Source organism: Pseudoalteromonas haloplanktis ATCC 14393 (assembly GCF_000238355.1).
Classification (GTDB): Bacteria; Pseudomonadota; Gammaproteobacteria; order Enterobacterales; family Alteromonadaceae; genus Pseudoalteromonas; species Pseudoalteromonas haloplanktis.
Window position 1 is genome coordinate 681,204 of the sequence record NZ_AHCA01000001.1, and the last position, 24,194, is coordinate 705,397.

Consider the following 24,194-nt stretch of genomic DNA (forward strand, 5'->3'; position numbering starts at 1 on the left):
GCTGCCTGTGCGGCAGTGAACCTGCAATGATGAAATCCGCCGTGTTTTTGGTTTTTCTAAGCTGCCTGTGCGGCAGTGAACGTGATATTGATTTTATAGAAGTGGGTAAACGCTTTCTAAGCTGCCTGTGCGGCAGTGAACGTCCATGCCTATGAATATCTTTTCACCTTGCTTTTCTAAGCTGCCTGTGCGGCAGTGAACTATACATAAAAAAGCCGCATACGTCACTATGCTTTCTAAGCTGCCTGTGCGGCAGTGAACACCCGTCCTTTCAATTTGAGATTCAACTTGATTTTCTAAGCTGCCTGTGCGGCAGTAAACTATTACATGTTTGAACCAAAAGGCTCGTATAATTTCTAAGCTGCCTGTGCGGCAGTAAACTGGCAAAGGCAATGGCAGCAAGTGAGTTGTTATTTCTAAGCTGCCTGTGCGGCAGTGAACGGAATACCAGCATAAAAGTAACTTACAACAAGCCGTTAGGTTAAATATTGCTATTTTAACTTATAAAAAACGACCTATTATAATTCATTGTTTTTATAGTAAATTTTTAAAGAGCAAAAATAAAGGGTTAAAGCCAAGGTACGGTAGCGGTTTTGCTTAATCCATATGAATCAAATTTACCATCAATAGGTTTATCTTTTAACTCACTAAACGCAAAGGATTTGCGATGTATTTGTTCTGTTGAACTACTGAAAAAATTTAGGTAAAGATTCTCAGCAGCGCTAAGCATACATTTCACATGGTTTAATAAAAATGTGTACTTTGTTTTGAACTAAACATGGCGCGGGCTCTATCCTTACATAGTGGTGAGTTTAACCATATTAGGTATTCACTTTGAGCTTGCTAATCTTAAATTGACAACGAGAGTCAAAACAAAATTTCTTTTCTGCCTGAACTATTTGCTTTAAATCAAAAATTAAACATGCTTTCTGTGCGCATCTTGAAAAACATGACCATAATCTTGCTATCGTAATTATCTTACTGACATACTTTGTCACGATTTTTTACTAGGTGAGCTCGCAGCTCAATGGTAATCTTAGCCAAGTTACATTTGTACATAATAAATAAACAACGTTTTGTAACGCCGCCATTTGGCAATAATCTAAGGAGAGTATCTATGGACCCTATCGCGCAAATTCTCAACATGTTATTTACTGTTGAAGCGTTTTTACTCATTTTTGTTTTAGTGCTGCTAAAAAGCAGTGTGAAATTTGTACCGCAAAACCGCGCATGGTTGATTGAACGTTTTGGTAAGTACCAATCAACCAAAGAAGCGGGCTTAAACTTCATTGTGCCATTTGTTGATCGTATTGCAGCTGATCGTAGCTTAAAAGAGCAAGCACAAGATGTGCCTTCGCAATCTGCCATCACCAAAGACAACATCTCACTGATTGTCGATGGTGTATTGTATTTCCGTGTACTTGACCCGTACAAAGCCACATATGGCGTTGACGATTATGTGTTTGCAGTAACGCAACTTTCGCAAACCACCATGCGTTCTGAGCTGGGTAAAATGGAGCTTGATAAAACCTTTGAAGAGCGTGATTTACTCAATACCAATATTGTTGCAGCCATTAACCAAGCCGCTGAGCCTTGGGGTATTCAAGTATTACGTTATGAAATAAAAGATATTGTGCCACCGCAATCGGTTATGGAAGCGATGGAAGCGCAAATGAAAGCGGAGCGTGTAAAACGTGCGCAAATTTTAGAATCAGAAGGTGACCGACAAGCCAATATCAACGTCGCAGAAGGTAAAAAGCAAGCACAAGTATTGGCAGCAGAAGCTGAAAAAGCCGAGCAAATCCTGCGCGCTGAAGGTGAAGCAAAGGCAATTATTGCGGTTGCTGAAGCACAAGCGGATGCACTGCGTAAAGTGGGTGAGGCGGCGGATACTGAACAAGGTCAAAAAGCCATCCAATTAGACTTAGCGACCAAAGCTATTGCAGCGAAAGAAGCGATAGCGCGTGAATCTTCTGTCGTGTTACTACCAGATAACGGTACTGATGCCAGCTCAATGGTGGCACAAGCAATGTCAATTATTAATACCTTAAATACCAAGCAAAAAGGTTAATTATATAGGAGCAAGGTATGCAGTTTATTATAGATAATTTACCGCAAACGTTGATGATATTAGGCGTATTAGCACTAATAATAGAAGTTGCTGTACTTGGCATGTCTACGTTTATATTGTTGTTTTTGGGTATTTCTTTATTTGCGACAGGCTTAATGATGAACTTTGGTTTATTAGATGCATCATTAACAACAGCACTTTGGAGTAACACACTAATTACCGCAGCTTGTGCATTATTATTGTGGAAACCGCTTAAGCGAATGCAAGAAAACGTAGATAGCAAAAGTGTGAAAAGTGATTTTGCCGACCTTAATTTTGTGCTCACTAATGATGTTAATGAGTTAGGCCTTACCACTCACCCGTACTCAGGAATAACCTGGAAACTAAAAAGCCAGCAACCGCTGAGCGCCGGCACCCATGTAAAAGTGGTAAAAAAGGAAGTCGGCGTAATGTGGGTTGAGCCTCTAATTTAAGTCTCTGCACTTTAGTATGTAGCGTGTGATCAGTTTCACGCTACTTACATCCTCTTTTTATAAAGTAAACCAACTTGGTTACAAAACAGCTGCAATTTACGTCACAATCACGTTAAAAATATAAAGCGAACTTGATAAAAAATTGTTAACCGTTGATTTAATTTACAAATAAACCCGCTTCAATCTGACTGCGAGCTGAATTTTTACTTGTTTCACACCACATTTATCGCTAGTTTAGGCTATTATAAATTATAAAAATAAAAAGTACACTATGATCAGGGTTGAAAATCTTTGCCGTACTTATGGTGCTGGCGAGACGCAAGTAACAGCATTGAAAAATGTGTCGTTACATATCAAGGAAGGTGAATTTGTTGCTGTGATGGGAGCGTCAGGCTCAGGTAAATCTACCTTAATGAATATTCTAGGCTGCTTAGATACTCCTTCATCGGGTAATTATTTACTTTCTGGTGAAAGCATTAAAGACATTGATGATGTCAGTCTGTCAGCCATTCGTAATAAAAAAATTGGCTTTATCTTTCAGACTTTTCATTTGCTTACCCGCTTAAGTGCACAAGAAAATGTCGCGCTTCCACTGCGCTATACTGACACCCCAAAACAACAAGCAAGTGAACGCGCACTGGCAATGCTAGATAAAGTAGGCCTACGTGCTCGTGCTCATCATAAACCCTTTGAGATGTCCGGTGGCCAACGCCAACGTGTCGCCATTGCCAGGGCTTTAGTGAACGAGCCTAAAGTCATTTTTGCTGATGAACCTACAGGTAACTTAGATAGTAAAACCTCCCATGAGATCATGGAGCTGCTTTGCTCGCTTCATCATCAAGGTCATACCTTAGTAATGGTAACCCATGAGGAAGATATTGCGGCCTATGCAAAACGTATTATCCGCATGAAAGATGGGGTCGTAATTGAGGACAGCCAATGTTAATAAAGCAACTCATTAAAACCAACCTAGTGTTGTCACTCATTTTAGGAGCATATTCCAGCTTTGCACAGAGCAGTTTGCTTTTAAGCGGTGAACTCAAAGCCAGTGAGCAGCAACTTTTTTATGCCCCTAAATCTGACAATTGGCGAGTACAAGTTCAATGGATGATGAAAGAAGGCGACATAGCCCAGCCAGGTGATGTGGTGGTGGTATTTGACAGTGGCTCGATTGCCAGTGAAATTGAACAAGACGAAGTCAGTTTAGAAGCTGCAAAAGAAGAGTTGGTTCGAGTAACCACCAGTAATGAAGAAAAACAAATTGAAGCCGAGTTTAACTTTAAACGTACCGAACTTCTGGTTCAACGGGCACGTATTGATGCCGCAATCCCACAAGCAAATTTAAGCACTTATGATTATCAAAAAAACCAGCTCGAATTTGAAAAAGCCCTGATCAATAGACAGAAATCAGCACAAGAACTGCTACAAGTTAAAACTGAAAATAAAGTAGCACACAATAAACAACTGCTCACAATTGAGCAATTAGAGACCAACTTACAATACAATAAAACACAACTGGCCAGCATGAGTATCAAAGCACAACGCTCGGGGCCTGTGTTGTATGCAAACCACCCATGGAATGGTGAAAAAGCCTTTGTAGGCATGACGGCACAACCAGGCTGGAAAATTGCTGAAATTCCTACCATGAGTGAACTGTATATCGAAGCCTGGGTGCATGAGGTTGATTATCAGAAACTCAAGCTCGGCCAACCAGCCAAGCTGTTATTTGATGCCTATTTACAGCAGCCATTGCAAGCCACGTTAACTGAAATTTCAACCCAACCGGAAGAACGGCTGCAGTGGGGTAAAGACGCCTACTTCAGAGCTCGCTTTAATTTCAGTGCTCCAAAATTAACGTTATTGCCTGGTATGAGCGCAAAGCTCACTATTAGGAGCGAGTAAAAATGAATAATCGCCTCTTTTCTAAAGCCTTACTAGTAAGCTCAGCCCTATTTTTAACTGCCTGTAATGAACAAAACGAGCAAAACTTCAGTGTAGAGCGCAGTGATATTGTGTTGAGTGTTAAAGCAAATGGCGAGCTTGAGTCATCAACCAGTGCAATTATTGCCCCCCCTTCTGTTGCCCGGATGTGGCAATACCAAATTAAAACCATGCAACCTGAAAACAGCCATGTAAAAAAAGGTGATGTAGTGGTCTCGTTTGACGACAAGCAAGTTCGTGACAAGCTAATCGATAAACAAGGGGATTTAGAACGCGCCAAAAAACAACTCGAAAACGCGCAAAATAAAGAGTTAATAAAAGAACAAGAGCTAACTCTGCAAGTCGCTGAAATGAAAATGAATTACGACAAAGCCAAGCGCAAGGCTGAAATAGTTGATAATTCCCGCTCCGAAGTCGAACGCAAAAAATCACAGATTGATTTTACTATTGCGAGTAACGATTTGACCCTCGCAAAAAGCAAACAAGCGTATCAGCAACAAAGCAAAGAGCTCAACTTAAAAATGGTGCAAAGTAAAGTTGCTAGGCTACAAAGTGAAGTTGACGGTTACTTACAAGATATTGAACGTCTAAAAGTAAAAGCACCAATAGATGGTCTAGTCATTTACAAGACCAATTACCAAGGTGAAAAATCATCAATAGGCGAAAGCGTACAATTTGGCCAACCAGTTATAGAGCTTGCAGTATTAGAAAACATGCAAGTAAAAGCACAAATTGACGAGCCTGATAGCGGTAAAGTTGCCCCTGGTCAAAAAGTTAAAATTACCATAGATGGCAGTACTGAAATTGTTGTTTCCGGTAAAATTGACAGCCTTGGGCGGGTATTTAGAGAAAAGTCACCACAAGATAAACGTCGTATTGTTGATGCCATTGTAAGTATTGATAACCTTGACACCAGTGTGATCCGCCCCGGTCTTACAGCGCGTTTAGAGATCACCACGACTGCATTATCGCAAGTATTAAGCATTCCATTGGCCAGCATTCAATACGATCAACAAGGGCCATATGTCACAACCACTAAAAATGCTCAACAATTTATAGAGATCAGCCACTTTACCGATAATCTTGCGGTGGTGAAAAGCGGTTTAAAGGCCGGTGACGAGGTAAAATTATGAACATACACTTCACTCTAAGTTTATTCGCTTTGATCATATTAAGCGGCTGTTCAAAAGACAATTCTGTACAAAATGCTCTCACTTATACTGTCAGCAAACATCAATTTGAAACAGTTGTCGAAGCGAAAGGTCACTTGGTTGCAGCGAATGAAGTCATTATTACTGCGCCAGCCTCAACACGTGGACCGCAAACGTTAGCGTGGCTGATGCCTGAGTATACGCAAGTAAAAAAAGGGGATGTAATTGCTCGCTTTGACGGCGATCAAATGCGCCGTCAAAGCCAAAAAAATACCAATCGGGCCGCCTTAACGGCGCAAGATTTAACACAAAAATCAGGTGAAATAGATAAAGATAAAGCACTTTTAAAGCATGATATTGTTTTGGTTAAAGAAGAAAAGCAATTTGCCGAGGACTACTCTATTGAAGATGAACGTATTCGTTCAAAGCTGGATATTTTAGAGTCACAACAAAACGTTGAGTTTTTAAATGCCAAACATGATTATTATGATTGGCAAACAGGTCGCTTTGCACAAAGTGCTGCAGGCGAACTCATGCTCTTAAAAATGCAAGAGAATCAATATAAACAAAAACTTGAAATGCTCAACACAAACTTATCTCAATTAGAAATTGTTGCTCCACATGATGGCTTATTAACCCACAATACCAATTGGCGGGGCGAAAAACCTCGTGCCGGTGAAACGTTATGGCCTGGACAAAAAATAGCCGCACTGCCCGATGTTAGCAAAATGCAATTAGTACTGTATGTTTCTGAACGTGAAGCCATTGACTTAGCCCCCGGACAGCCCCTGCAATTTCAACTAATTGCTTTACCTAAGCAGCAATTTAATGGTGAGCTGATAGAGGTGTCACCGTTTCCTAAGTCGATTAAACGTGGCGATCCACAAAAATATTACGAGCTAAAAGCCACTATTAACCAACAAACGGCTGCCTTGCGCCCAGGTTTAAAACTCACTGCGCGTATTTTAGTGACTCCATTAACTGAGCGTTTAATCGTGCCAAAACAAAGCGTGTTTACCGAACAAAATGCTCACTATGTCTATACTGAAAAATCCGGCGAGTTTATCAAAACGACTGTTACACTAGGTAAACATAATCTGAGCCATGTTGAGATCCTCGATGGTTTAGCAACTAATGATGTTATCTCTCTCATAGATATAAAGGACATCTAATGAAGTACTTAAGTTTATTTGTTGATACCACTTTAGAGCTTGCCCAGCACAAATTGCGTACCCTACTCACATTATTGGGAATGATTTTCGGGGTCGGTGCAGTAATAGCCATGCTAAATATTGGTGAAGGCGCTGAGCGCGAAGCCATGAAAATGATTGACTCTATGGGCTTATACAATCTAATCGTTAATGCCAAAGAGTTTGATGAAAAAGAGCTAAAAGAGCAACGTAAACACTCTGCAGGTTTGAGTTTGCGTGACGCTCAAGTGGCCCACGACTCACTGCCGTTTATAACCGCATTTTCCGCACAAAAAAACATCGAAACCTACCATGTATTTAGCCAATACAATAACAGTGATGGCCGAGCGGTGGGGGTTAGCGCTAATTATTTTCAACTCTCCCACTTTGAGCTATTTCAAGGCAGAGCACTCAATCAAGCCGACGATGAAAACTTTGCGCAAGTGGCTTTATTAGGCGCCAACACTGCAAAGCAATTGTTTCCACTAGGGGATGCACTCGGCCAGCAAATAAAAATCAACCACTTATGGTTTGAGGTAATTGGCATCTTACAAGCACCTTATTTAAAGAAAAAAGAATTTCAAGGGGTTAAACTCGGTAATGAGCAAAATCAAGTGTTTATACCTATGAGTACCGCTGTGCATCGCTTTGAAAGTGGTCTGCTAGATAGTGAAGTAAGTAGCTTAAAGCTGGCGATTGATAAGTCAGTTGACCCTATTATTGCAGCTCAAGCGCTGGAACATCTATTAAGAAATCGTCACAGCGATATTGACGATTTTGAACTCGTTATTCCCGCCGCGTTATTAGCGCAGCAAAAACAAACACAACAGATTTTTAATATTGTGATGTCGTGTGTAGCAGGAATTTCTCTGTTAGTCGGCGGTATCGGCATTATGAATATCATGCTAGCCACTGTGCTCGAGCGCACTAAAGAAATTGGCTTGTTACGCGCCGTAGGTGCCACACAAAAAGATATTCGCATTCAATTTATTGCAGAGAGCTTTACCATTTCTATTTTAGGCGGCTTGCTCGGTGTGGTATTTGGTATCGCGCTATCTGAGATCATTTCTATCTATTCGCAATGGGCGGTATCTTGGTCAATGACGGCAATTGTTTTGTCATTTAGTATCTGTGCGCTCGTTGGGCTTATTTTTGGTGTATACCCCGCAATCAAAGCGTCGCAACTTGACCCAATAGAAGCATTGCAAAGCGACTAAGCGCATTTTTTTGTAATTAGAGGTTAAGCTTAACTGTGTCTCGCGGATCACGTTTAAAATTGTTAGCATGGATAAAACAATGAAGGAGTGAACATGGCTCAGTTAAACCATGCTTTAGTCGTAGAAGGCGGTGCAATGCGCGGCATTTTTGCCACCGGTGTACTCGATGCCTTTTTAACAGCTCAATATCAGCCATTTAACCAGTGCTTTGGAGTATCTGCGGGAGCGACCAATATTGCCGCCTATTTATGTGGCCAACATAAACGTAATCATGCAGTGATCACTGACTATTCTTGTCGCCCTGAATTTATTAATTTACCGCGCTTTATACGCGGTGGTCATTTATTTGATTTAGATTGGCTATGGCAACAAACAATTACAGATATTCGCTTAGATTTAGCCTCTTTTACTGAACAAAACTGCAAGTTTTACATTGTTACTACAGCCATTGAAACGGGCCAAGCGCACTATTTAAAGGCAACGGCGAATCAACTAGAACAACAACTCAAAGCCTCATGTGCAATTCCCATTGCCTATCGTGATTACCCAGCAATTGATGGCATTGCGATGACCGACGGCGGCGTTGCCGATTCAATACCCGTGCGTAAAGCTTATGAAATGGGAGCCGAAGAAATCACCGTGGTGTTATCGCAACCTCTAGGTTATCAAAAGAAACCCACCAAAATGCCTTGGCTAATTAAACGGCTTTATAAGGAGCACCCTGCTCTTGCTCACGCATCCATCATGAGAGCTGATAACTACAATGCCAGTATAGACTTCATTCATAACCCTCCTGCTGGGTGCAAAGTGAATATCATTGCACCGCCTTTTCATTTTAAGGTGGGCCGAACGACTAAAAACTATAGTAAGCTCAGTTCAGGTTATGAAATGGGCGTTACAGCAGCAGCCCAGTACTTTAAAAGAATGCTTAGCAACTAATAATTCATCCACTGAACTTTTTCTGTTCAATAATAACCTATACTGGCATAGTAACTACATCAACAGTTAGTAAGGAAACCTGTATGAATGCTTTTACTAAGGTCAAAAATGCTTGTATGTATTTTATCGCCTTGACCACCTACCTTTTCTCTCTCAATAGCGTTGCTGTTGAGTGGCCTCAAGAGGTGGATACGTCTGAGGGGGTTATTGTTGTGTACCAGCCACAGCCTGAAACACTCAAAGGTAACGCTCTTACCGCGCGCTCTGCGATGTCCTTTAAATTAAAAGATAGTGATCCAATTTTTGGAGTTTTTTGGTTTGACGCCAAAATTGATACAGATCGCAGCAATGATAGCGCAACGGTTCATAATATCGATGTTACCAAAGTACGCTGGCCTGATTCAAAGGATGCTGGTGAACAGCGCTTTACTGCGGCGGTTAATAATGCGCTCAAAGAGGTGCAATTTGTCACCTCTCTTTCGCAACTCACAGCCAGCCTTGAAAGTGCGCAAGCCGCTGAAAAAAGCCTTGCGGAAATTAAAAACGATCCCCCAAAAATAATTTTTGAAGAGCAATTAGCTGTTTTACTTAGCTTTGATGGTGAGCCTAAATTCAGCGCTATTAAAAACACTCCCTATGAACGCGCCTTAAATACCCCTTTGACAGTAGTACGCGATACTAAATCAAAACAAGTTTACTTAACCAGTGGCGCCTTATGGTATCAAGCAAAAGATGCCAAAGGGCCATACGTTGAAACAACCTCTCCTCCTGCTGATTTAGTAAAGATGATTCCAAAATCAGAAGATGTTACTCCACCAACTCATACTCCTCCCAAAATAGTTGTAGTTACACAAGCAGCTGAGCTGATTTCAACAGATGGAACCGCTAAATGGAAAAGTTTAACAGGCGGGGAGCTTATGTATGTATACAACACGGAAACGCCGTGGTTGCGCGATTTAAAAACGAGTAATATGTATGTGCTACTATCAGGTCGTTGGTTTCGCGCTAAAAAACAAACAGGACCTTGGACTTTTGTTAGAGCAGATGAACTGCCTAGCAGTTTCGCTAATATACCGCCTGACTCTGATTTAGGTGGCCTACGAGTGTCAGTTGCAGGCACTGATGAAGCTAATGATGCAATGCTCGATGCACATGTCCCACAAACAGCCGCAATTAGCCGCAAAGATACCAGCTTAACTGTCACTTATGACGGCGAGCCTAAGTTTGAGAAAATCCCCGGTACTGATGTCGCCTATGCAATTAATACTGCATCTCAAGTTATTTTGGTTGCTAAAAAATATTATGCAGTTGATAACGCTGTTTGGTTTAAAGCTGATTCACCAAAAGGTCCTTGGCAAGTAGCCGATGAAATTCCTAAAGATGAAATTGCAAAAATTCCACCCAGCTCACCTGTTTACAACATCACTTATGTTGATATTTACGAATCAACACCTGAAGTGGTGTATGTAGGCTATTATCCTGGTTATATGTGGTCGTACCCGTATTATGGCGTCCCTGTGTATGGCACTGGTTGGTATTACCCTCCTTATTGGGGAGGAGGTTATTACTACCCTCGCCCACCAACTTGGGGCTTTAACGTAGGTTATAACCCGTGGACTGGCTGGAACTTTGGGGTAAGTTGGAGCAACGGCTTCTTAAGTATAGGTATGGGCTGGAATGCAGGTTTTGCTAATGGCGCACGCCCACCAATCTACTGTTGCTCTGGTTGGTATGGTGGTGGCTACAGAGGGCCAACTATCATTAACACGGGTGATATTAATATTGGCAACAATATTAACGTGGGCAACCATACTAATATTGGTAATAAAATTAATCGCAAAGACAACACCTTGATCAGCGGCAATCGTGTTAATAACTTATATAAGCGTCCTGAAAATAAAGATCGAATGGCCTCTAAAGATCAAGTTAAACGAGACTTTAAAACAGCTCGTAGCAACCTTGATGCAAAAAACAATGTGTTTGCTGATAAGCAAGGCAATGTTTTGAAACACGATGGTGATAAATGGCAACAACGTAGTGAAAATAAATGGCAAGAACTTGATAGCGCGAAGCAACAGCAAATCAAAGATAAAGCCAGTAATATTGATCGTCAGCAACTACAAGATAGAGCCAGTAATATCGACCGCGATAAAGCGCGCTCAACATTACAAAACAGTCAGCTTCAGGATCGAGCTCGCTCACTGCAAAATCAACGTATGCAACAGCTTAATAACGCTAACCGTGCCCGTCAACAAGGTATGATGCGTCAACAGCAAATGCGCCAAATGCCTCGTCAATTACCCCTGCGCGGCCATTAAATAAAATAGAGCTCAAAAGAGCGGCAATAATAGCCGCTCTTTTTGTTTATAAATAAAACCCTGAGAAAATAGAGCACTGTTTAGCTCTATAACTCAACCTATTAATCCTCAGTTTGAGGTGCGCTAAAAGCTTTGCTATAAAAACCAGAAGAGTCAAAGCAACACACTCTTTTTTTGCCGGAAGCTAACATATTACACGCATCATCAATTCGTTTGTTCCTCGTTTTTTGCTGCTTTGCTGATGTCACCCAATGGATCCAATCTAAACGAGCAATCGTGGTTGTGGCCTGCCAAGTCGTATAGGCTTGAGCAGATGCCCGTAATGCATTGATAAAGTCATCGGGCACGCACGGTTCTGGTTCCTTAGCAACAACCTTAATCTCAAATAGGGCATCCATACCTATCACCGCACCGGATAACGCAAGTTGACTATTATCAATACGTAGCCAGTGACTTTTTTTACCGTCTGGCTCTAACAGGGCTTCAAACGCATAACCATTGATAGTAGCCAGCACGGTAATACGCCCACGCCTAGCCAATATAGCGCTTACCTCGTGAGGTAATACAACAAAGGCCCATGACTGGGCGTTATTTGGCCGCAATGGTTGAGCGGTAAATTGCGCGCTCGTGTGGTTCTTGGTCATCTATTTCATTCTTAAATGTTAGCTTTGGCTAAAACAGCCACCGCCGTACCGGTTAACTTTACAAGATCTATAAAAACATAAACCAGCTATACTTTAAACTCATTTACTTGCTGTTGCAGGGTTGCAGCAAGCATAGCCAACTCTTGTGATGCTTGTGCATTTTGCTGCGAGCTTTCACTGACAGAGGCAATACTGGCACTAAACTCATTAATATTACTGCTCAGTTCATTCGCAACCATTTTTTGCTGTTCCGTAGCAGTTGAAACCTGAGTGTTCATATCAGCTATTTCGGTTACTTCTTGGTTTATTTCAGTCAAAACTTGCGATGAATACTGCGCATGATCAACACTTTCTAGGGCACTACTTTCAGCACTCCCCATCGCGCTCACCGCCTGCTGAGCCATCTCTTGCAATTTGCCGATCATTTCATTTATGTTTGCGGTGGCTTTTTGCGTATTATGCGCAAGCTGTCTCACTTCATCGGCAACCACAGCAAAACCTCGACCTGAGTCCCCTGCTCTTGCCGCTTCTATCGCAGCATTAAGTGCCAGCAAGTTAGTTTGCTCAGCAACCCCCTGAATCATCATCACTACTTGATTTATCTCGTTAGTTTGCGTATTCAGATCGGTAATTAATTGCGTATTCGCATTCACCAATTTAGACAATGTTTGAATTGAATTTATATTATCAGCGACCGCTTGCTGTCCTTGCTGTGCTTTATGATCTGCATTAGTCGCTTTATCTGAGGTTGCCAACGCATTTTGCGCAACTTGTTCAATAGCGCTGCTCATTTGCGTAATGGCGGTAGCAATCATTGCTGATTGCTGCTCTTGCTCAGTAGCGGTTGTTGCAACTTGTTCACTGATTGAATTCATTTCTTCAGCAGCTGAAGAGAGCGTTAGTGTTGCTCCCGATACATCGGTTACTAACGTATGAATACGTGACAACATGTGATTAAAGTTACGTGCAGTGTCTGCAATTTCATCTTCCCCAAGTACATTTGCCCTGATGCGTAAGTCTGCGTTATTCGCTATTTGACTAATAGTATCGCGCAGTGCCATCAATGGGTTTTGAATCGAACGATAAATAAAGTAACCAATCACTAATAGTAAAATGATTAATATCGATACCAATAGTTTCATCACTAAACTGACTAACGCAAAGTTTTTATCTGCTTGCTCTTTGAAATTATTCGCTTCGTCTAATTGCAGCTCTATCAATGTTTGATAGCTTGCGCTTAGAGGATCAAATACATTATATAAATCAGCTACAAACTGCTCTTGAGAAAGTAAACTAAAATTCCCATTACGTATTTTAGTTAACAACACTTGCAGATGCTGTTGAACAGGAACCAATCTTTGCTCAACGACCGCTGTTAAATTTTTTTCTTGATCCGTTAAGTCGGTACTGAGATAACTACGCCACTCTTCATCCGCTGTATTTTTAGCTTCTTGCACAGCCGTAAGTAACGTTGTCTGACTAACCGTACCTGCTCTATACTTATGAAATAAATCAACAATATTTACAGCGTAGTTATCCGATACCGCTTTGATCTGCTTCAAGGGGACAATACGGTTATCATATAAATCATCAATTCCTTTAACTAACCCCCCCACCGTATTAATCAAATATATCGCAGTAACTGTAAAAATTATTACCGGGAAAAGTGCTAATACAATCAAACGAGTACGAACCAAATAATTATTTAACATAGTATGCCAATGACTACATAGATTGTAATTTAAGTATAATCACAAATTCGCAGGCTTCTCGTTATTTTGTAATCTTTTTTGCAATAATTAAAATATGAGAACTTTGCTATACTCATTGCATTAACGTTAAACACAACTATAAATTATGAAATTGTATGCTTCACACCTGTTTGTACTCTTCTTTTCTTTGCTGTTTGTAAACTTAGTGCATGCAAATGAGGCTGTGGTTAATCTTCATTTAGCGCGACCAAGTATCGGTGACACGCCTAATAATCGTTATATGCACGAGTTATTATCACTGGCTTTTGCACAGCAAAATAAAAAGGTTAACTTTTTATATACTGTTGAACCGATGAATAAAAAACGCATCGTGGAAGAGCTACAAAAACCGAACAGTATTAATTTAGCTTGGTTATCAATTCCACAAGGGAGCCAACCTACATTACGACACACATCATTGGCACTGTATCAAGGTTTACATGGTAAGAGGTTGCTCATTATTAACAAAAACCAACAATCACGCTTTGCTGAAATATCTACAGTGGAGCAACTAAAACCTTTAATCGCTTTACAAAAGCAGAGTTGGTCAGACTATGATGTATTAATACGTAACGGCTTTACTGTTAATGGAGAGCTAAGCTATGCAGGGATGACGAAAGCACTCGAAACTGGTTTAGCGGATCACTTTCCTCGCTCGGTGTCTGCAATAACAGCTGAAATGAGCAAACTTCAACATCAAAACTTGATGATTGAACCAAGCATTATGCTGCAGTACTCCAACCCTTACCATTTTTACACTCATAAACAAAACGATGAAATGTTAAAGCAATTAGAAGCTGGCTTATTAAAAATACAGCAAAATGGTCAATTTGAGTTACTGTATAACCGTTATTTTGCTGATAAAGAACGTCAGTTACAATTAGCAACGCGGAAAATATTTGTTTTACAATAAGGGCTTATATTATGCTTCAAACACTGATCAGAATATTTACCTATTTAATTGTTTTTGCTTTCGGTTTTGCAGCGGGTTTATACTCTCTTCCGATCCTCACCGCGCCTGTTGGCCCAAGTAAACTAGAGCTCGCCACCCATGCGCAACACGCATTATACCGTGGTGAGTTTAAAGATGATCTAGCCGGCTCTGATAGCTTCCATTATGGCAAGGGTGAAGTTAGATTAACGAATAGCACGATTTCTTTTGCTGGTACTTTAAGCCCAGGGCCTGATTATCAGCTCTATCTCGCTAACCGCTTTATTGATAACGAGAATGATTTTTTAGCTTACAAAGGCACCATGACACGGGTTGCTAGTATAAATACCTTTGATGGCTTTTTAGTTACAGTGCCGCAAGGTATAAATATTGCTGATTTTAATACCGTGATTATCTGGTGCGAAAGTTTTAATGAATTTATCAGCGCTGCCCAATATCAATAAAGTTATCGGTTTGGCTCAAACCCATCGTAATGCGGCAGGTCATCATTTAGTCGCTCCCAATTAGCCTTTGAACTGACAAAATTATGACTGATTGGACGCTCAACAATATCACTGTCGAGAATGCCTAGCCGTAATCTTAATCGGCTACTATCATCGCGGTTTTCGCTGAAAACGGGGCTACCGCAGGCGCTGCAAAAATAACGAATGCGGCCCGGTTTAAACTCAAAAGCCGTCAAATTATTTTGCCCTTGGGTAATGCTAAAATCAGCTCGATTAATAAATCCGTTAGTGGCAAATGCGGTACCGCTCGATTTACGGCATAACGAACAATGGCAGTGAATAATACTATCTATTGGACCATTGATTTGAACTGCCACTTTCTTACACAAACAACTTCCTTGGTACATAGCCTTGCTCCGATGTTTTTAAATATACCCTACTAAAAAGTATACCATCTTATAAACAAAAAAAGTCGCCTTTGGAGAGGGCGACTTTGGAGAATAACAGTCATGGGTGGAATACCCAAGTGACCTCAAGATAAGAGTTTCAGTTGGAATTAAAAGCGATTTAGACAAGGCATTGATTGCAAGTAATAGTGGTTCTATTATTCAAATCAATAACGCAGTATAAACCGCTTTTAAACCAACCCTTTGGGCGATTCACAGGAACTTACTCTCTGCGTTGTGACTCCTAAAAAGGGCTGACCATTCTTGCGAAGTAACGCCTTGATATTAAGCCCCTGTGAAACGCTGAATTCTATATATTGAGGCCACTTGGGTATCAACTGTTAAATCATAGACATATGACTGCTAAATCAAGAGTTTTTTATGCAGCTTCTGTGTTTTGCTCACTGTGGCGAATTAAGTAATCAAACGCCCCTAAGCTTGCTGTTGCGCCACTGCCCATCGCAATGATGATTTGCTTAAATGGGGTATTTGTCGCATCCCCCGCGCCATACACACCCGCCAGTGAGGTTGCCCCTTTGGCATCCACTAAAATTTCACCAAATTGACTAAGCTCAAGCGATGAGCCTTTCAGCCATTCGGTATTTGGTATTAAACCTATTTGTACAAAAATACCTGCGAGGGCAAGGCGCTTACTTTCACCTGAGACACGGTCGGTGTAGTTCAAACCAGTCACTTTTTTACCATCACCTAACACCTCTGTGGTTTGTGCGTTTTTAATAATGGTAATGTTGCTCAAGCTATTTGCTTTACGGATCAGTACTTCATCGGCGCGTAATGTATCTGCAAATTCAAGTACCGTCACATGCTCAACAATATTTGCTAAATCAATTGCAGCTTCTATTCCCGAGTTACCACCACCGATAACTGCCACAGGCTTGCCTTTGAATAAAGGACCATCACAGTGTGGGCAATACGCAACACCATGACCGCGGTACTCTTGCTCACCCGGTACATTCATTTCTCGCCAGCGGGCACCGGTTGCTAAAACTAACGACTTAGCTTTTAAAGTAGCGCCGTTTTCTAAAGTGATTTCATACTTATTATTAACACGCTCAAGTCCAGCAGCGCGTTGGTTATGCATTACATCAACGTCGTACTCTTTAACATGTTCTTCAAGCTGAGCAACCAATTTTGGCCCTTCAGTTGCTTTAATTGAAATAAAGTTTTCTATCGCGAGTGTATCTGCAACCTGACCACCAAATCTATCGGCAACGATACCGGTATTTAGCCCTTTGCGTGCAGAATAAATTGCAGCTGATGACCCTGCTGGCCCACCACCGATGACTAGAACGTCAAATTCATCTTTCTCACTCAAAGCAGCCGCTTGGCGAGCCGCCCCTTTTGAATCAACTTTATTTAAAATATCAGTTAAGCTAATTGCACCTTGGCTAAATGGCTCACCATTTAAATACACCGCCGGTACCGCTAAAATATTGCGCTGCTCAACTTCATCTTGAAATAAAGCCCCATCAATCATGGTGGCTTTTATCTTGCTGTTTGTGACTGCCATTGTATTGAGTGCCTGTACAACTTGCGGGCACGTTTGGCAGCTTAAGCTGATATAAATTTCAAAGTTTAATGGTTGTTCAAGTGATTGTATTTGTTCAATGTCTTCACTTTTAGCTTTAGTTGGGTGTCCGCCAGTATGTAAAAGTGCTAACACTAAACTTGTAAATTCATGCCCCATAGGTACACCTGCAAAAGTGATATGGGTATCGTTTATCGCTGAGTGCACAACCATAGATGGACGACGAGCGTCGCTGTCTGGGTTGTTTGAGACCGAGATTTTATCGCTTAACGTAGCGAGATCATTCGCTAAGCTTTCGATTTCTGTTGATTTTTTGCTGTCATCCAAGGCGATAAGCAGCTCAACAGGTTGAGTAAGCGATTCAAAATGGCTTTTTAATTGGTTTTTAATGTTGTTGTCTAACATGGCTCTGCCCTTGTTTTCAGCAAAAGGAAACCCATCACACATGCTAATGTGCTTAAAAACTAATGTGATGGGTTACGAGATATAAGCGCGACTTAATGCAGCGCTCAATGTAGCTTAAGCTACGTTTGGCAAATTAAATTTTGCCTACTAAATCAAGTGAAGGAGCCAATGTTTCTTCACCTGGCTGCCATGAAGCAGGACATACTTCACCGTCGTGAGTAGCAATGTACTGAGCGGCTTGAACTTTACGTACAAGTTCTTTTGCGCTACGGCCAATACCTAAGTCATGCGTTTCGATAACTTTGATTTCGCCTTCTGGATTCATTACAAATGTACCGCGAAGTGCTAAACCTTCTTCTTCAATCATCACACCAAAGCTGCGCGTAATACGGCCAGTTGGATCACCAATCATTGGGTAAGTAATTTTACCAATGGTGTCTGACGTATCGTGCCATGCTTTATGAGTAAAGTGCGTGTCAGTAGACACTGAGTATACTTCAACACCCATTTCTTGAAGTTGTGCATAGTGATCTGCAAGGTCACCTAATTCAGTAGGACATACAAATGTGAAATCTGCAGGGTAAAAGAAGAAGATTGACCACTTACCAAGTACATCTTTTTCAGATAGCTCTACAAAGTCACCATTGTGGTATGCAGTTGCGTTAAAAGGTTGGATTTTTGTGTTAATTAATGAAGTGCTCATAGTATTCCTCATTTATATATTTAAAAGTAAAAACAACACAGCTCACTGTGTTGGCTTGAGTAATACAATAAGGCGTTTTATTAATTTAATAAAATTGATTGTTTAGATTAATTCAATCGTTTTTTAAGATTGATAGTAAAACTACGTTGTTGTTTGAGTGATAGCGCTAAAGCTTTTTTGTGTCCAGTGCTACAATGTCCCAAAAAATATCGTTGATCTCTATCCTTTGTTAACTTTAAGGTAAGCCATGAATAAATTCAGCAATCATATCCAATTGGGCTACTTAGGTTTACTGCCTTTTTTAGCCTGTCTCGGTTGGCCATTATTAGTCGGTACTAATAATTTTAATATGCAATTTTTTACTTTTTATAGTATCGCTGTTTTAGCGTTTATGAGTGGTAACCTATGGCATGCAGGCCAACAAAGTCAGCGTGATGCAATTAAAGCAATCGTACCGATTTTACCATTGGGCTTTTTAGCCTTTGTCCCGCAAAGCATCACTTTAATTTGGTTAGCCATTAGTTTTTGGCTTGTCTTACTCTTTGAAAAAACCAGTCCGCAATGGCAAAACTATCATGCGGATTATCAAAAAATGCGTTTTGTATTAACCTCGGTCGTATTTGTCTGTCATGTATTAGTTATTGGACTGAGTTTATACCCGAAATAACGCGGCTCTATGGTGCTGATACGGCGTTTACTGTACCATCCGTGCACTGCTTTTTGAGGATAAATTATGATAGACCAATTACGCCAACAGCTTGATCAACTGGGTGAAAACTATGTGGAAAAAAACGCTCATTTCAAAATTAAAGTGATCCCGTTTTTTTGTGCTATACACATAAAAAAAGACCATAAAAGTGAAAACAGACTATCTTTTTATTCTAATCAGTGGCTTGAAATTGCACTTGTTATCATGTTTTTATTATTTGGGTTAATGATTTTTGATCCTGAGGCTGGTTTTACTAATGGGCCCATTCATATCGCATTCGCAGTATTAATCACATTTAACTTAATCATTAAGCAGATTGCTATAGAAGGCCTTAAAACACGGCTGGCTTTTTGTCGCCTTTTAGAGAAGTCAGCTAAAACCTCATAAAACAGCTAAGCATTAGCCTGATGTTCTGCTATATATTAAGTAAATTAATGTAACTTGGTATAGCATGAAACATCCATATTGGCTTGTTATCATATGGCTTATTGTACTTATATGTTCAATGTGGTTGCTCAATGTTGAGCAACCACAATTTGATACCATTGAAGAATTATTTTGGGCTGCGATCTCAGTTTCTCTAACTTTGCAAGTTTACTCATACCTCAGCAATAAATTACTCATTTATGCATGGGTATTATACTGCTCAGGCCTGCTTCTTGATTTACTTGACGATATTATAGATACGCAGTTATTCCCATTATTAATCTTTGACACAACTTTAAAAAACAGTGGCTTTCTACTTACATGTACCGCTTTATTATTACTTATAAAAGAAAAGCGTACAACGATATCTTCACTCAATGACGAAATTCAAACGCGACAAGCATTACAGGAACAACTAGAATACGATGCAAGCCACGATAAGCTCACTGGCTTAGGAAATCGTCGTGCTTGCTTTGCACGCTTTGAACAACTACAGCAACAATATCAGCGTATTTTTTACTTTGATTTAGATAACTTTAAATATGCTAACGACCACTATGGACACCGACAAGGTGATCTCATTTTATTGGACTTTGCCGTGCGATTAAGTGAACAATTCGATGCGCAAAATTGCTTTCGATTAGGTGGTGATGAATTCGTTGCTTTTTGCAATGAAGATACCCCAGACATTCAACATTTACGTCAACAATTAACATCAATGATAAAAACATATCAAGTTGGTGTCAGCATTGGGTTCGCTGATTTAAATAGTGATAGTCACCCTGATCAAATATTACATATGGCAGATCAAAAAATGTACCGCGATAAAAAGTGTAAATCAATGCGCAACACAAGTCGCACTCCTCCCCCATAATTTTGTTACACTAACAGAAATTATTAAGCCTTTCATATGGCATATTTATGTATTTAGATCCAAATTGGCGCATCCTCACAGTTGGTGATGGCGACTTATCGTTTTCTCATGCTTTACATACCGGTATTAAACCAAAAAAATTAGTCGCCTCAACCTATGATGATGCTATCACGCTTACTCAAAAATACGCTGATAACGCATTAGCTACGCTAGCTGCAAGTAATGTAACCGTGCTAAATGGTTTTGATGTAACAAACCCAAAAGCGTGGCAACGCCTAAACGGCGAGTTATTCGATGTGGTGATTTTTCAATTCCCGCTTGTTCCAGCATTTGTTGGGGAAACGGCTTTTCGTGAAAACACCACCAGTATAAATACACTTAATCGTGCGTTGTTACACCAATTTATCAAATACGCATCGAACTTCGCTCTCGATAATAATGGTCCTATGCTTTGTTACATCACCTCTAAAGATGTCAAGCCATATCGAGAATGGAATATTGAAGGCACTTTAAATCATGGTCTAGCCTCAGCTTATCTAGGGCAAATGCCATTTGATATCAGCTCATTTCCAGGCTACAAAATTCGTAACGTTGACCGAGATAAACATGTTAAAGACACCAGTGGGATCAGTTATGTTTTCAGTCCTAAAAAAGTACCTGAATTAAAGAGTAAGTTAACCATACCAACCTACTTAAACTCGGACAGTTGTGCACTTTGTCGAGTCGGCCCATTTCACTGCGAAGAAGATAAACAAAAACACTTATTAGCCAAAAAGCACCGACAAATGTTAGCCTTTGAGGCAGACTGGCAAGCTTGGCTTGCACAATTTAATCACCAGGAGCAGTCATGAATTTTGTAATCGTTGGCACCAATTTTATTAGTGATACACTACTTGAGGCTGCAAAAACCGTCAGCGAATTTACCCTTTATGGGGTGTGCTCGCGAGCCTACGCAAGTGGCGAGGATTTTTTAGCTAAACATGCAATCGCTCATGCGAAAGTCTTTACTAGTATTGACCAAGTGTGCAGCGATGAAAATGTGGATGCCGTATATATTGCTGCACCAAATAGCCTACATAAAAACTATGCAGTAGCGTGTTTAAATGCCGGTAAACACGTATTAGGTGAAAAGCCCGCTGCTGCTAATAGCCAAGAATTAGTCGCTATTTTAACTGCAGCAAAACACAATAATCGTCTCTATATGGAAGCGATGATGACTACCCACTTACCTAACTTTTCTGTGCTACGCCAAGCAATAGAGAAAATAGGCACACCTCGTAAGTACATTGGTCAATATAGTCAATACTCATCGCGTTATGACAAATTTAAAAATGGCGAGCGCCCTAATACGTTTTTACCTGAGTTTGCCAATGGCGCCCTCGTCGATTTAGGGGTTTATCCGTTGTATATTTTAATTGCACTATGGGGCGCACCAAACGCTGTTCAAGCCAGTGGCGTATTACTTGAAACTGGCGTTGATGGCGCCGGTGATGTATTACTAAATTACAACGATAAGCAAGCGGTGATCAGCTATTCCAAAATATCACAAGGTGATAACTTTACTGAGATCCAAGGTGAGAAAGGCCGTATTCGAATCGAGGCTGTATCACTGCTAAAACGAATACAGTTTATCGCAAACGATGGCACTGTTGAGGAATTATCACTACCATTCGAGAAGCATTTTATGCGTTATGAAGTTGCCCACTTTATTGAAACTACGAAAACGGAACAGTTAGAGTCAGCTGTTAATACACATCAGCTAAGTATTGATGTTATGCATGTTCTTGATAAAGCTAGAGCACAGCTTGGTGTCATTTACCCAACCGACTTACAGTAAATATCGTGCCGAGTAAGTCTTCAGTAATTTACATATATTTCGCTTTAGCTTGCAAAACAATTAAGGCTGTATAACAACAGCCTTAAACTTTCCGGTAATTAAAAACGATAAGTAACTGAAGCACCTAAAGTTTGTGGGTTTACAACAGAGACATAACCTGTCGGGTATCGGCCACTGACAGGCTCTACACTGGTATAACCTTCTTCATCAAAGGCATTATTGATATAAGCGCTAATTAACCAATCCTCGGTGTCATAGCTTATTGTAGCGCGAGTCATTGTGTAATCACCTGCAATACGCTCTTCGGTGTTAGTAAGATCACCGTAATATTCATCAACATAATTTGCACTGACATTAATTTTAAAGTTGTCAGTAAACCAATGAGACAGACCTAAACTGGCCGTAAATGAAGGGGCTGAATTAAGCTCGTTACCGACAGCTTCAGGGTAACTCTGCGATGCATCGATTTTAGTTTTTAAAAGGCCTAAACCACCATGCAATTGCCACGAGTCCGTTAACATACTATACGCTTCGACTTCGAGGCCATAACTATGGGCGTCATCAATATTTGTGATTTTACGTTCTGAACTTAATGCTTGATAGCCGTCAAAGTTATTGTAGAAAACATTCGCACTGATATTAATGTCTCCGTTTTCTAGAACACTTCTCGCTCCCACTTCATAAGTGTTTACCGTTTCTTCATCATAGTAATAATATTCTTCCGCGGTAAAATCGAGAGCGCCGCCGCCCGCATTGTATCCTCGTCGTACACTTGCTGATAATGTTGTTTGTTCGTTTACTCGGTATTGAAGTGCTAAAGTAGGTAACTTAATGGTATTTGCATTATCTAACTGCTCAACTAACGTATCTGCGCCATAAGCCATGTTAAAGTTACGCAGTTGCTCTTCTCGCTCAATACGTAACCCACCTGTTAAGGTAAATTTATTAGTCAAGTTAAAGCTGGCTTCAGAATAAACGGCCATTGAGTCACTGCTGTCATCACCAAAATAATCGGTTGCTCCAACACTGTCGAAATCCTGATCGCGATCGAAATAAGCTAAGCCAATAAAGCCTGAATAAAAGTCACTACTTAGGCCGAAGTTTAATTTACCATCAATAGTAATGTTTTTTTCATCCATAGTAACATCAGATTCTGCTGTTTCTAGTGGCTCATAAGCTTCAAAGGCCCAGTGGTAATCCATATACGCCACGAGCAGATCCACAGAGAAGTTATCATCAATCTTATATTCAAAATCAATTTGTGTTGTATCTGAGTCTGTATCCATAATACGTTGAAACAGTGGTATATAATCTGTTGGCTTGTCAGCTTCATAGTAGTGACGACCAGAATTGCCTTTTTCACTATAGTTTGAATAACTTAGTTGAATTGATAAATCATCAAATGGAGTATAAAGTAATTTTGCTCGGGTGCTTGAGGTGTTTAATTTATTGAGATCGTGATCAGTCGGGTTTGTTTCATAGACAGTTGGATTACTGTAAGTTTCACCATCAACATATTGAGTCGACAACCTAAAAGCAAGTACATCTTCCACTAATGCACCAGAGACAACAGCTGCGGTATCAAGGTAACTATCTTGGTTGCGGTACCCTACTCGTACTGCGCCTTCAAAGTCTTGGGTTGGTGCTTTGGTTGTCATATATACAGCACCAGCAATACTATTACGGCCATTACTCGTAGACTGCGGCCCACGATACACTGCTATTTGTTCCATATCCCATAAACCGGTATCACCGGTTAGATCAGCAACAAATGGCTGGCTTACACCATCAACTAACGTTGATACGCGCGCTTTTGAACCACCTGTAAACGAATTAAACCCAGTTGCACCACCATTACCCGACACACCACGCATATCAGGGACTGATCCTGTTAACACAACGACATTAGCCATTTCTGCAAGTGCTTCTGAAACAGATGCTAACTGACCATTATCTAATAATGAATTATCAACTACCGCAACTGAAGCGATTGTATCTTTTAGAGATTTTTCTATCTTCTCGCCGGTAACAACAATTGTGTCCATTGATTTGCGGATACTGTCATCATCTGCATATGCTTGAGTTTGCGTTAAAAGCAAAGAGCTTGTAATAATTAAAGAGAGTTTATTTAGTCTAATTGGGGCAGCCAATGTTA

At 40.5% G+C, this 24,194-nt stretch carries 23 protein-coding genes and 1 CRISPR repeat array (1 of these 24 only partly in view); of the genes, 16 read left to right on the forward strand and 7 right to left on the reverse strand.

Translation table 11 applies throughout. The features are described from left to right. Nucleotides 1-441: direct repeats of the CRISPR family, unit length 28 nt; unit sequence TTTCTAAGCTGCCTGTGCGGCAGTGAAC (it extends 7 nt beyond the left edge of the window). A gap of 127 nt (nucleotides 442-568) precedes the next feature. Next, entirely contained in the window at nucleotides 569-730 is a 162-nt protein-coding gene (gene cas6f / locus PHAL_RS23735; protein WP_016706887.1) for a type I-F CRISPR-associated endoribonuclease Cas6/Csy4, read from the reverse strand. A 387-nt stretch (nucleotides 731-1,117) separates the two neighbouring features. On the opposite strand from cas6f, the gene PHAL_RS0102780 reads away from it, so the two are divergent. The 9 genes from PHAL_RS0102780 (at nucleotide 1,118) to PHAL_RS0102820 (ending at nucleotide 11,300) form a co-directional block, all read left to right on the forward strand. After that, on the forward strand, nucleotides 1,118-2,071 hold the full coding sequence (locus tag PHAL_RS0102780) for a slipin family protein (protein WP_016706888.1): 954 nt from the start codon (nucleotides 1,118-1,120) through the stop codon (nucleotides 2,069-2,071). Nucleotides 2,072-2,088: 17 nt separating this feature from the next. Further along, nucleotides 2,089-2,544 (forward strand): NfeD family protein, encoded by a 456-nt coding sequence (locus PHAL_RS0102785; RefSeq protein ID WP_016706889.1) that lies wholly within the window; start codon nucleotides 2,089-2,091, stop codon nucleotides 2,542-2,544. Between the two features lie 271 nt (nucleotides 2,545-2,815). Next, entirely contained in the window at nucleotides 2,816-3,490 is a 675-nt protein-coding gene (locus PHAL_RS0102790; protein WP_016706890.1) for an ABC transporter ATP-binding protein, read from the forward strand. Beyond that, entirely contained in the window at nucleotides 3,484-4,446 is a 963-nt protein-coding gene (locus PHAL_RS0102795; protein WP_016706891.1) for an HlyD family secretion protein, read from the forward strand. The genes PHAL_RS0102790 and PHAL_RS0102795 overlap by 7 nt, the downstream gene beginning before the upstream one ends. Before the next feature lie 2 nt (nucleotides 4,447-4,448). Next, the gene (locus PHAL_RS0102800) at nucleotides 4,449-5,618 is read left to right on the forward strand and encodes an efflux RND transporter periplasmic adaptor subunit (RefSeq protein ID WP_016706892.1); all 1,170 of its coding nucleotides are present in this window, start codon (nucleotides 4,449-4,451) and stop codon (nucleotides 5,616-5,618) included. Continuing rightward, complete coding sequence (locus tag PHAL_RS0102805) at nucleotides 5,615-6,808, forward strand: efflux RND transporter periplasmic adaptor subunit (RefSeq protein WP_016706893.1); 1,194 nt, start codon at nucleotides 5,615-5,617, stop codon at nucleotides 6,806-6,808. Before PHAL_RS0102800 ends, PHAL_RS0102805 begins: the two co-directional genes overlap by 4 nt. Then, nucleotides 6,808-8,043: an ABC transporter permease gene (locus PHAL_RS0102810; RefSeq protein ID WP_016706894.1), complete on the forward strand. Its 1,236-nt coding sequence runs from the start codon at nucleotides 6,808-6,810 to the stop codon at nucleotides 8,041-8,043. The genes PHAL_RS0102805 and PHAL_RS0102810 overlap by 1 nt, the downstream gene beginning before the upstream one ends. A 93-nt stretch (nucleotides 8,044-8,136) precedes the next feature. Further along, entirely contained in the window at nucleotides 8,137-8,982 is an 846-nt protein-coding gene (locus tag PHAL_RS0102815) for a patatin-like phospholipase family protein (RefSeq protein ID WP_016706895.1), read from the forward strand. 83 nt (nucleotides 8,983-9,065) lie between these two features. Next, nucleotides 9,066-11,300 (forward strand): hypothetical protein, encoded by a 2,235-nt coding sequence (locus PHAL_RS0102820; RefSeq protein WP_016706896.1) that lies wholly within the window; start codon nucleotides 9,066-9,068, stop codon nucleotides 11,298-11,300. 101 nt (nucleotides 11,301-11,401) lie between these two features. On the opposite strand, the gene PHAL_RS0102825 is transcribed toward PHAL_RS0102820, so the two are convergent. Together PHAL_RS0102825 and PHAL_RS0102830 are read right to left on the reverse strand one after the other, a co-directional pair. Further along, nucleotides 11,402-11,944, reverse strand: coding sequence for a YdeI/OmpD-associated family protein (locus PHAL_RS0102825; RefSeq protein ID WP_016706897.1), 543 nt, complete (start codon nucleotides 11,942-11,944; stop codon nucleotides 11,402-11,404). Nucleotides 11,945-12,030: 86 nt separating this feature from the next. Beyond that, nucleotides 12,031-13,656, reverse strand: a complete 1,626-nt coding sequence (locus PHAL_RS0102830) for a methyl-accepting chemotaxis protein (protein ID WP_016706898.1) — start codon at nucleotides 13,654-13,656, stop codon at nucleotides 12,031-12,033. Between the two features lie 145 nt (nucleotides 13,657-13,801). Here PHAL_RS0102830 and PHAL_RS0102835 point away from each other — a divergent pair, with 145 nt between their 5' ends. After that, on the forward strand, nucleotides 13,802-14,608 hold the full coding sequence (locus PHAL_RS0102835; protein ID WP_016706899.1) for a transporter substrate-binding domain-containing protein: 807 nt from the start codon (nucleotides 13,802-13,804) through the stop codon (nucleotides 14,606-14,608). Nucleotides 14,609-14,619: 11 nt separating this feature from the next. Beyond that, on the forward strand, nucleotides 14,620-15,090 hold the full coding sequence (locus PHAL_RS0102840; protein ID WP_016706900.1) for a DM13 domain-containing protein: 471 nt from the start codon (nucleotides 14,620-14,622) through the stop codon (nucleotides 15,088-15,090). Nucleotides 15,091-15,092: 2 nt separating this feature from the next. Here PHAL_RS0102840 and PHAL_RS0102845 read toward each other — a convergent pair whose 3' ends face one another. The 3 genes from PHAL_RS0102845 to ahpC all read right to left on the reverse strand — a co-directional run bounded on the left by PHAL_RS0102845 (nucleotide 15,093) and on the right by ahpC (nucleotide 18,193). After that, nucleotides 15,093-15,497 carry a GFA family protein gene (locus PHAL_RS0102845; RefSeq protein WP_029215991.1) on the reverse strand — a complete coding sequence of 135 codons (405 nt, stop codon included), beginning with the start codon at nucleotides 15,495-15,497 and terminating at the stop codon, nucleotides 15,093-15,095. Between the two features lie 418 nt (nucleotides 15,498-15,915). Further along, on the reverse strand, nucleotides 15,916-17,490 hold the full coding sequence (gene ahpF / locus PHAL_RS0102850) for an alkyl hydroperoxide reductase subunit F (RefSeq protein WP_029215992.1): 1,575 nt from the start codon (nucleotides 17,488-17,490) through the stop codon (nucleotides 15,916-15,918). Between the two features lie 133 nt (nucleotides 17,491-17,623). Beyond that, on the reverse strand, nucleotides 17,624-18,193 hold the full coding sequence (ahpC, locus tag PHAL_RS0102855) for an alkyl hydroperoxide reductase subunit C (protein WP_016706903.1): 570 nt from the start codon (nucleotides 18,191-18,193) through the stop codon (nucleotides 17,624-17,626). Nucleotides 18,194-18,440: 247 nt separating this feature from the next. Between ahpC and PHAL_RS0102860 the strand changes: the two genes are divergently transcribed. The 5 genes from PHAL_RS0102860 (at nucleotide 18,441) to PHAL_RS0102880 (ending at nucleotide 22,039) form a co-directional block, all read left to right on the forward strand. Further along, entirely contained in the window at nucleotides 18,441-18,860 is a 420-nt protein-coding gene (locus tag PHAL_RS0102860) for a DUF3429 domain-containing protein (protein WP_016706904.1), read from the forward strand. A gap of 66 nt (nucleotides 18,861-18,926) precedes the next feature. After that, complete coding sequence (locus PHAL_RS0102865; protein WP_016706905.1) at nucleotides 18,927-19,289, forward strand: hypothetical protein; 363 nt, start codon at nucleotides 18,927-18,929, stop codon at nucleotides 19,287-19,289. A 64-nt stretch (nucleotides 19,290-19,353) separates the two neighbouring features. Then, entirely contained in the window at nucleotides 19,354-20,202 is an 849-nt protein-coding gene (locus PHAL_RS0102870) for a GGDEF domain-containing protein (RefSeq protein ID WP_016706906.1), read from the forward strand. Nucleotides 20,203-20,249: 47 nt separating this feature from the next. Further along, nucleotides 20,250-21,053 carry a class I SAM-dependent methyltransferase gene (locus tag PHAL_RS0102875; protein ID WP_016706907.1) on the forward strand — a complete coding sequence of 268 codons (804 nt, stop codon included), beginning with the start codon at nucleotides 20,250-20,252 and terminating at the stop codon, nucleotides 21,051-21,053. After that, a complete protein-coding gene (locus PHAL_RS0102880; protein WP_016706908.1) occupies nucleotides 21,050-22,039 on the forward strand; it encodes a Gfo/Idh/MocA family protein in 990 nt (329 codons plus the stop codon). Before PHAL_RS0102875 ends, PHAL_RS0102880 begins: the two co-directional genes overlap by 4 nt. Nucleotides 22,040-22,137: 98 nt before the next feature. Here the strand turns inward: PHAL_RS0102880 and PHAL_RS0102885 are convergent, their stop codons facing one another. Then, nucleotides 22,138-24,189 carry a TonB-dependent receptor gene (locus tag PHAL_RS0102885; protein ID WP_016706909.1) on the reverse strand — a complete coding sequence of 684 codons (2,052 nt, stop codon included), beginning with the start codon at nucleotides 24,187-24,189 and terminating at the stop codon, nucleotides 22,138-22,140. Between the last annotated feature and the right edge of the window lie 5 nt (nucleotides 24,190-24,194).

What these genes read in the sequence shown, in the direction of transcription:
- PHAL_RS0102870 (WP_016706906.1), top strand. Translation starts at nt 19,354, where the DNA reads ATGAAACATCCATATTGGCTTGTTATCATATGGCTTATTGTACTTATA.
- PHAL_RS0102795 (WP_016706891.1), top strand. Translation starts at nt 3,484, where the DNA reads ATGTTAATAAAGCAACTCATTAAAACCAACCTAGTGTTGTCACTCATT.
- cas6f (WP_016706887.1), bottom strand. Translation starts at nt 730, where the DNA reads ATGCTTAGCGCTGCTGAGAATCTTTACCTAAATTTTTTCAGTAGTTCA.
- PHAL_RS0102800 (WP_016706892.1), top strand. Translation starts at nt 4,449, where the DNA reads ATGAATAATCGCCTCTTTTCTAAAGCCTTACTAGTAAGCTCAGCCCTA.
- PHAL_RS0102835 (WP_016706899.1), top strand. Translation starts at nt 13,802, where the DNA reads ATGAAATTGTATGCTTCACACCTGTTTGTACTCTTCTTTTCTTTGCTG.
- PHAL_RS0102830 (WP_016706898.1), bottom strand. Translation starts at nt 13,656, where the DNA reads ATGTTAAATAATTATTTGGTTCGTACTCGTTTGATTGTATTAGCACTT.
- PHAL_RS0102825 (WP_016706897.1), bottom strand. Translation starts at nt 11,944, where the DNA reads ATGACCAAGAACCACACGAGCGCGCAATTTACCGCTCAACCATTGCGG.
- PHAL_RS0102780 (WP_016706888.1), top strand. Translation starts at nt 1,118, where the DNA reads ATGGACCCTATCGCGCAAATTCTCAACATGTTATTTACTGTTGAAGCG.
- ahpF (WP_029215992.1), bottom strand. Translation starts at nt 17,490, where the DNA reads ATGTTAGACAACAACATTAAAAACCAATTAAAAAGCCATTTTGAATCG.
- PHAL_RS0102805 (WP_016706893.1), top strand. Translation starts at nt 5,615, where the DNA reads ATGAACATACACTTCACTCTAAGTTTATTCGCTTTGATCATATTAAGC.
- PHAL_RS0102865 (WP_016706905.1), top strand. Translation starts at nt 18,927, where the DNA reads ATGATAGACCAATTACGCCAACAGCTTGATCAACTGGGTGAAAACTAT.
- PHAL_RS0102845 (WP_029215991.1), bottom strand. Translation starts at nt 15,497, where the DNA reads ATGTACCAAGGAAGTTGTTTGTGTAAGAAAGTGGCAGTTCAAATCAAT.
- PHAL_RS0102820 (WP_016706896.1), top strand. Translation starts at nt 9,066, where the DNA reads ATGAATGCTTTTACTAAGGTCAAAAATGCTTGTATGTATTTTATCGCC.
- PHAL_RS0102875 (WP_016706907.1), top strand. Translation starts at nt 20,250, where the DNA reads ATGTATTTAGATCCAAATTGGCGCATCCTCACAGTTGGTGATGGCGAC.
- PHAL_RS0102860 (WP_016706904.1), top strand. Translation starts at nt 18,441, where the DNA reads ATGAATAAATTCAGCAATCATATCCAATTGGGCTACTTAGGTTTACTG.
- PHAL_RS0102790 (WP_016706890.1), top strand. Translation starts at nt 2,816, where the DNA reads ATGATCAGGGTTGAAAATCTTTGCCGTACTTATGGTGCTGGCGAGACG.
- ahpC (WP_016706903.1), bottom strand. Translation starts at nt 18,193, where the DNA reads ATGAGCACTTCATTAATTAACACAAAAATCCAACCTTTTAACGCAACT.
- PHAL_RS0102810 (WP_016706894.1), top strand. Translation starts at nt 6,808, where the DNA reads ATGAAGTACTTAAGTTTATTTGTTGATACCACTTTAGAGCTTGCCCAG.
- PHAL_RS0102880 (WP_016706908.1), top strand. Translation starts at nt 21,050, where the DNA reads ATGAATTTTGTAATCGTTGGCACCAATTTTATTAGTGATACACTACTT.
- PHAL_RS0102840 (WP_016706900.1), top strand. Translation starts at nt 14,620, where the DNA reads ATGCTTCAAACACTGATCAGAATATTTACCTATTTAATTGTTTTTGCT.
- PHAL_RS0102785 (WP_016706889.1), top strand. Translation starts at nt 2,089, where the DNA reads ATGCAGTTTATTATAGATAATTTACCGCAAACGTTGATGATATTAGGC.
- PHAL_RS0102815 (WP_016706895.1), top strand. Translation starts at nt 8,137, where the DNA reads ATGGCTCAGTTAAACCATGCTTTAGTCGTAGAAGGCGGTGCAATGCGC.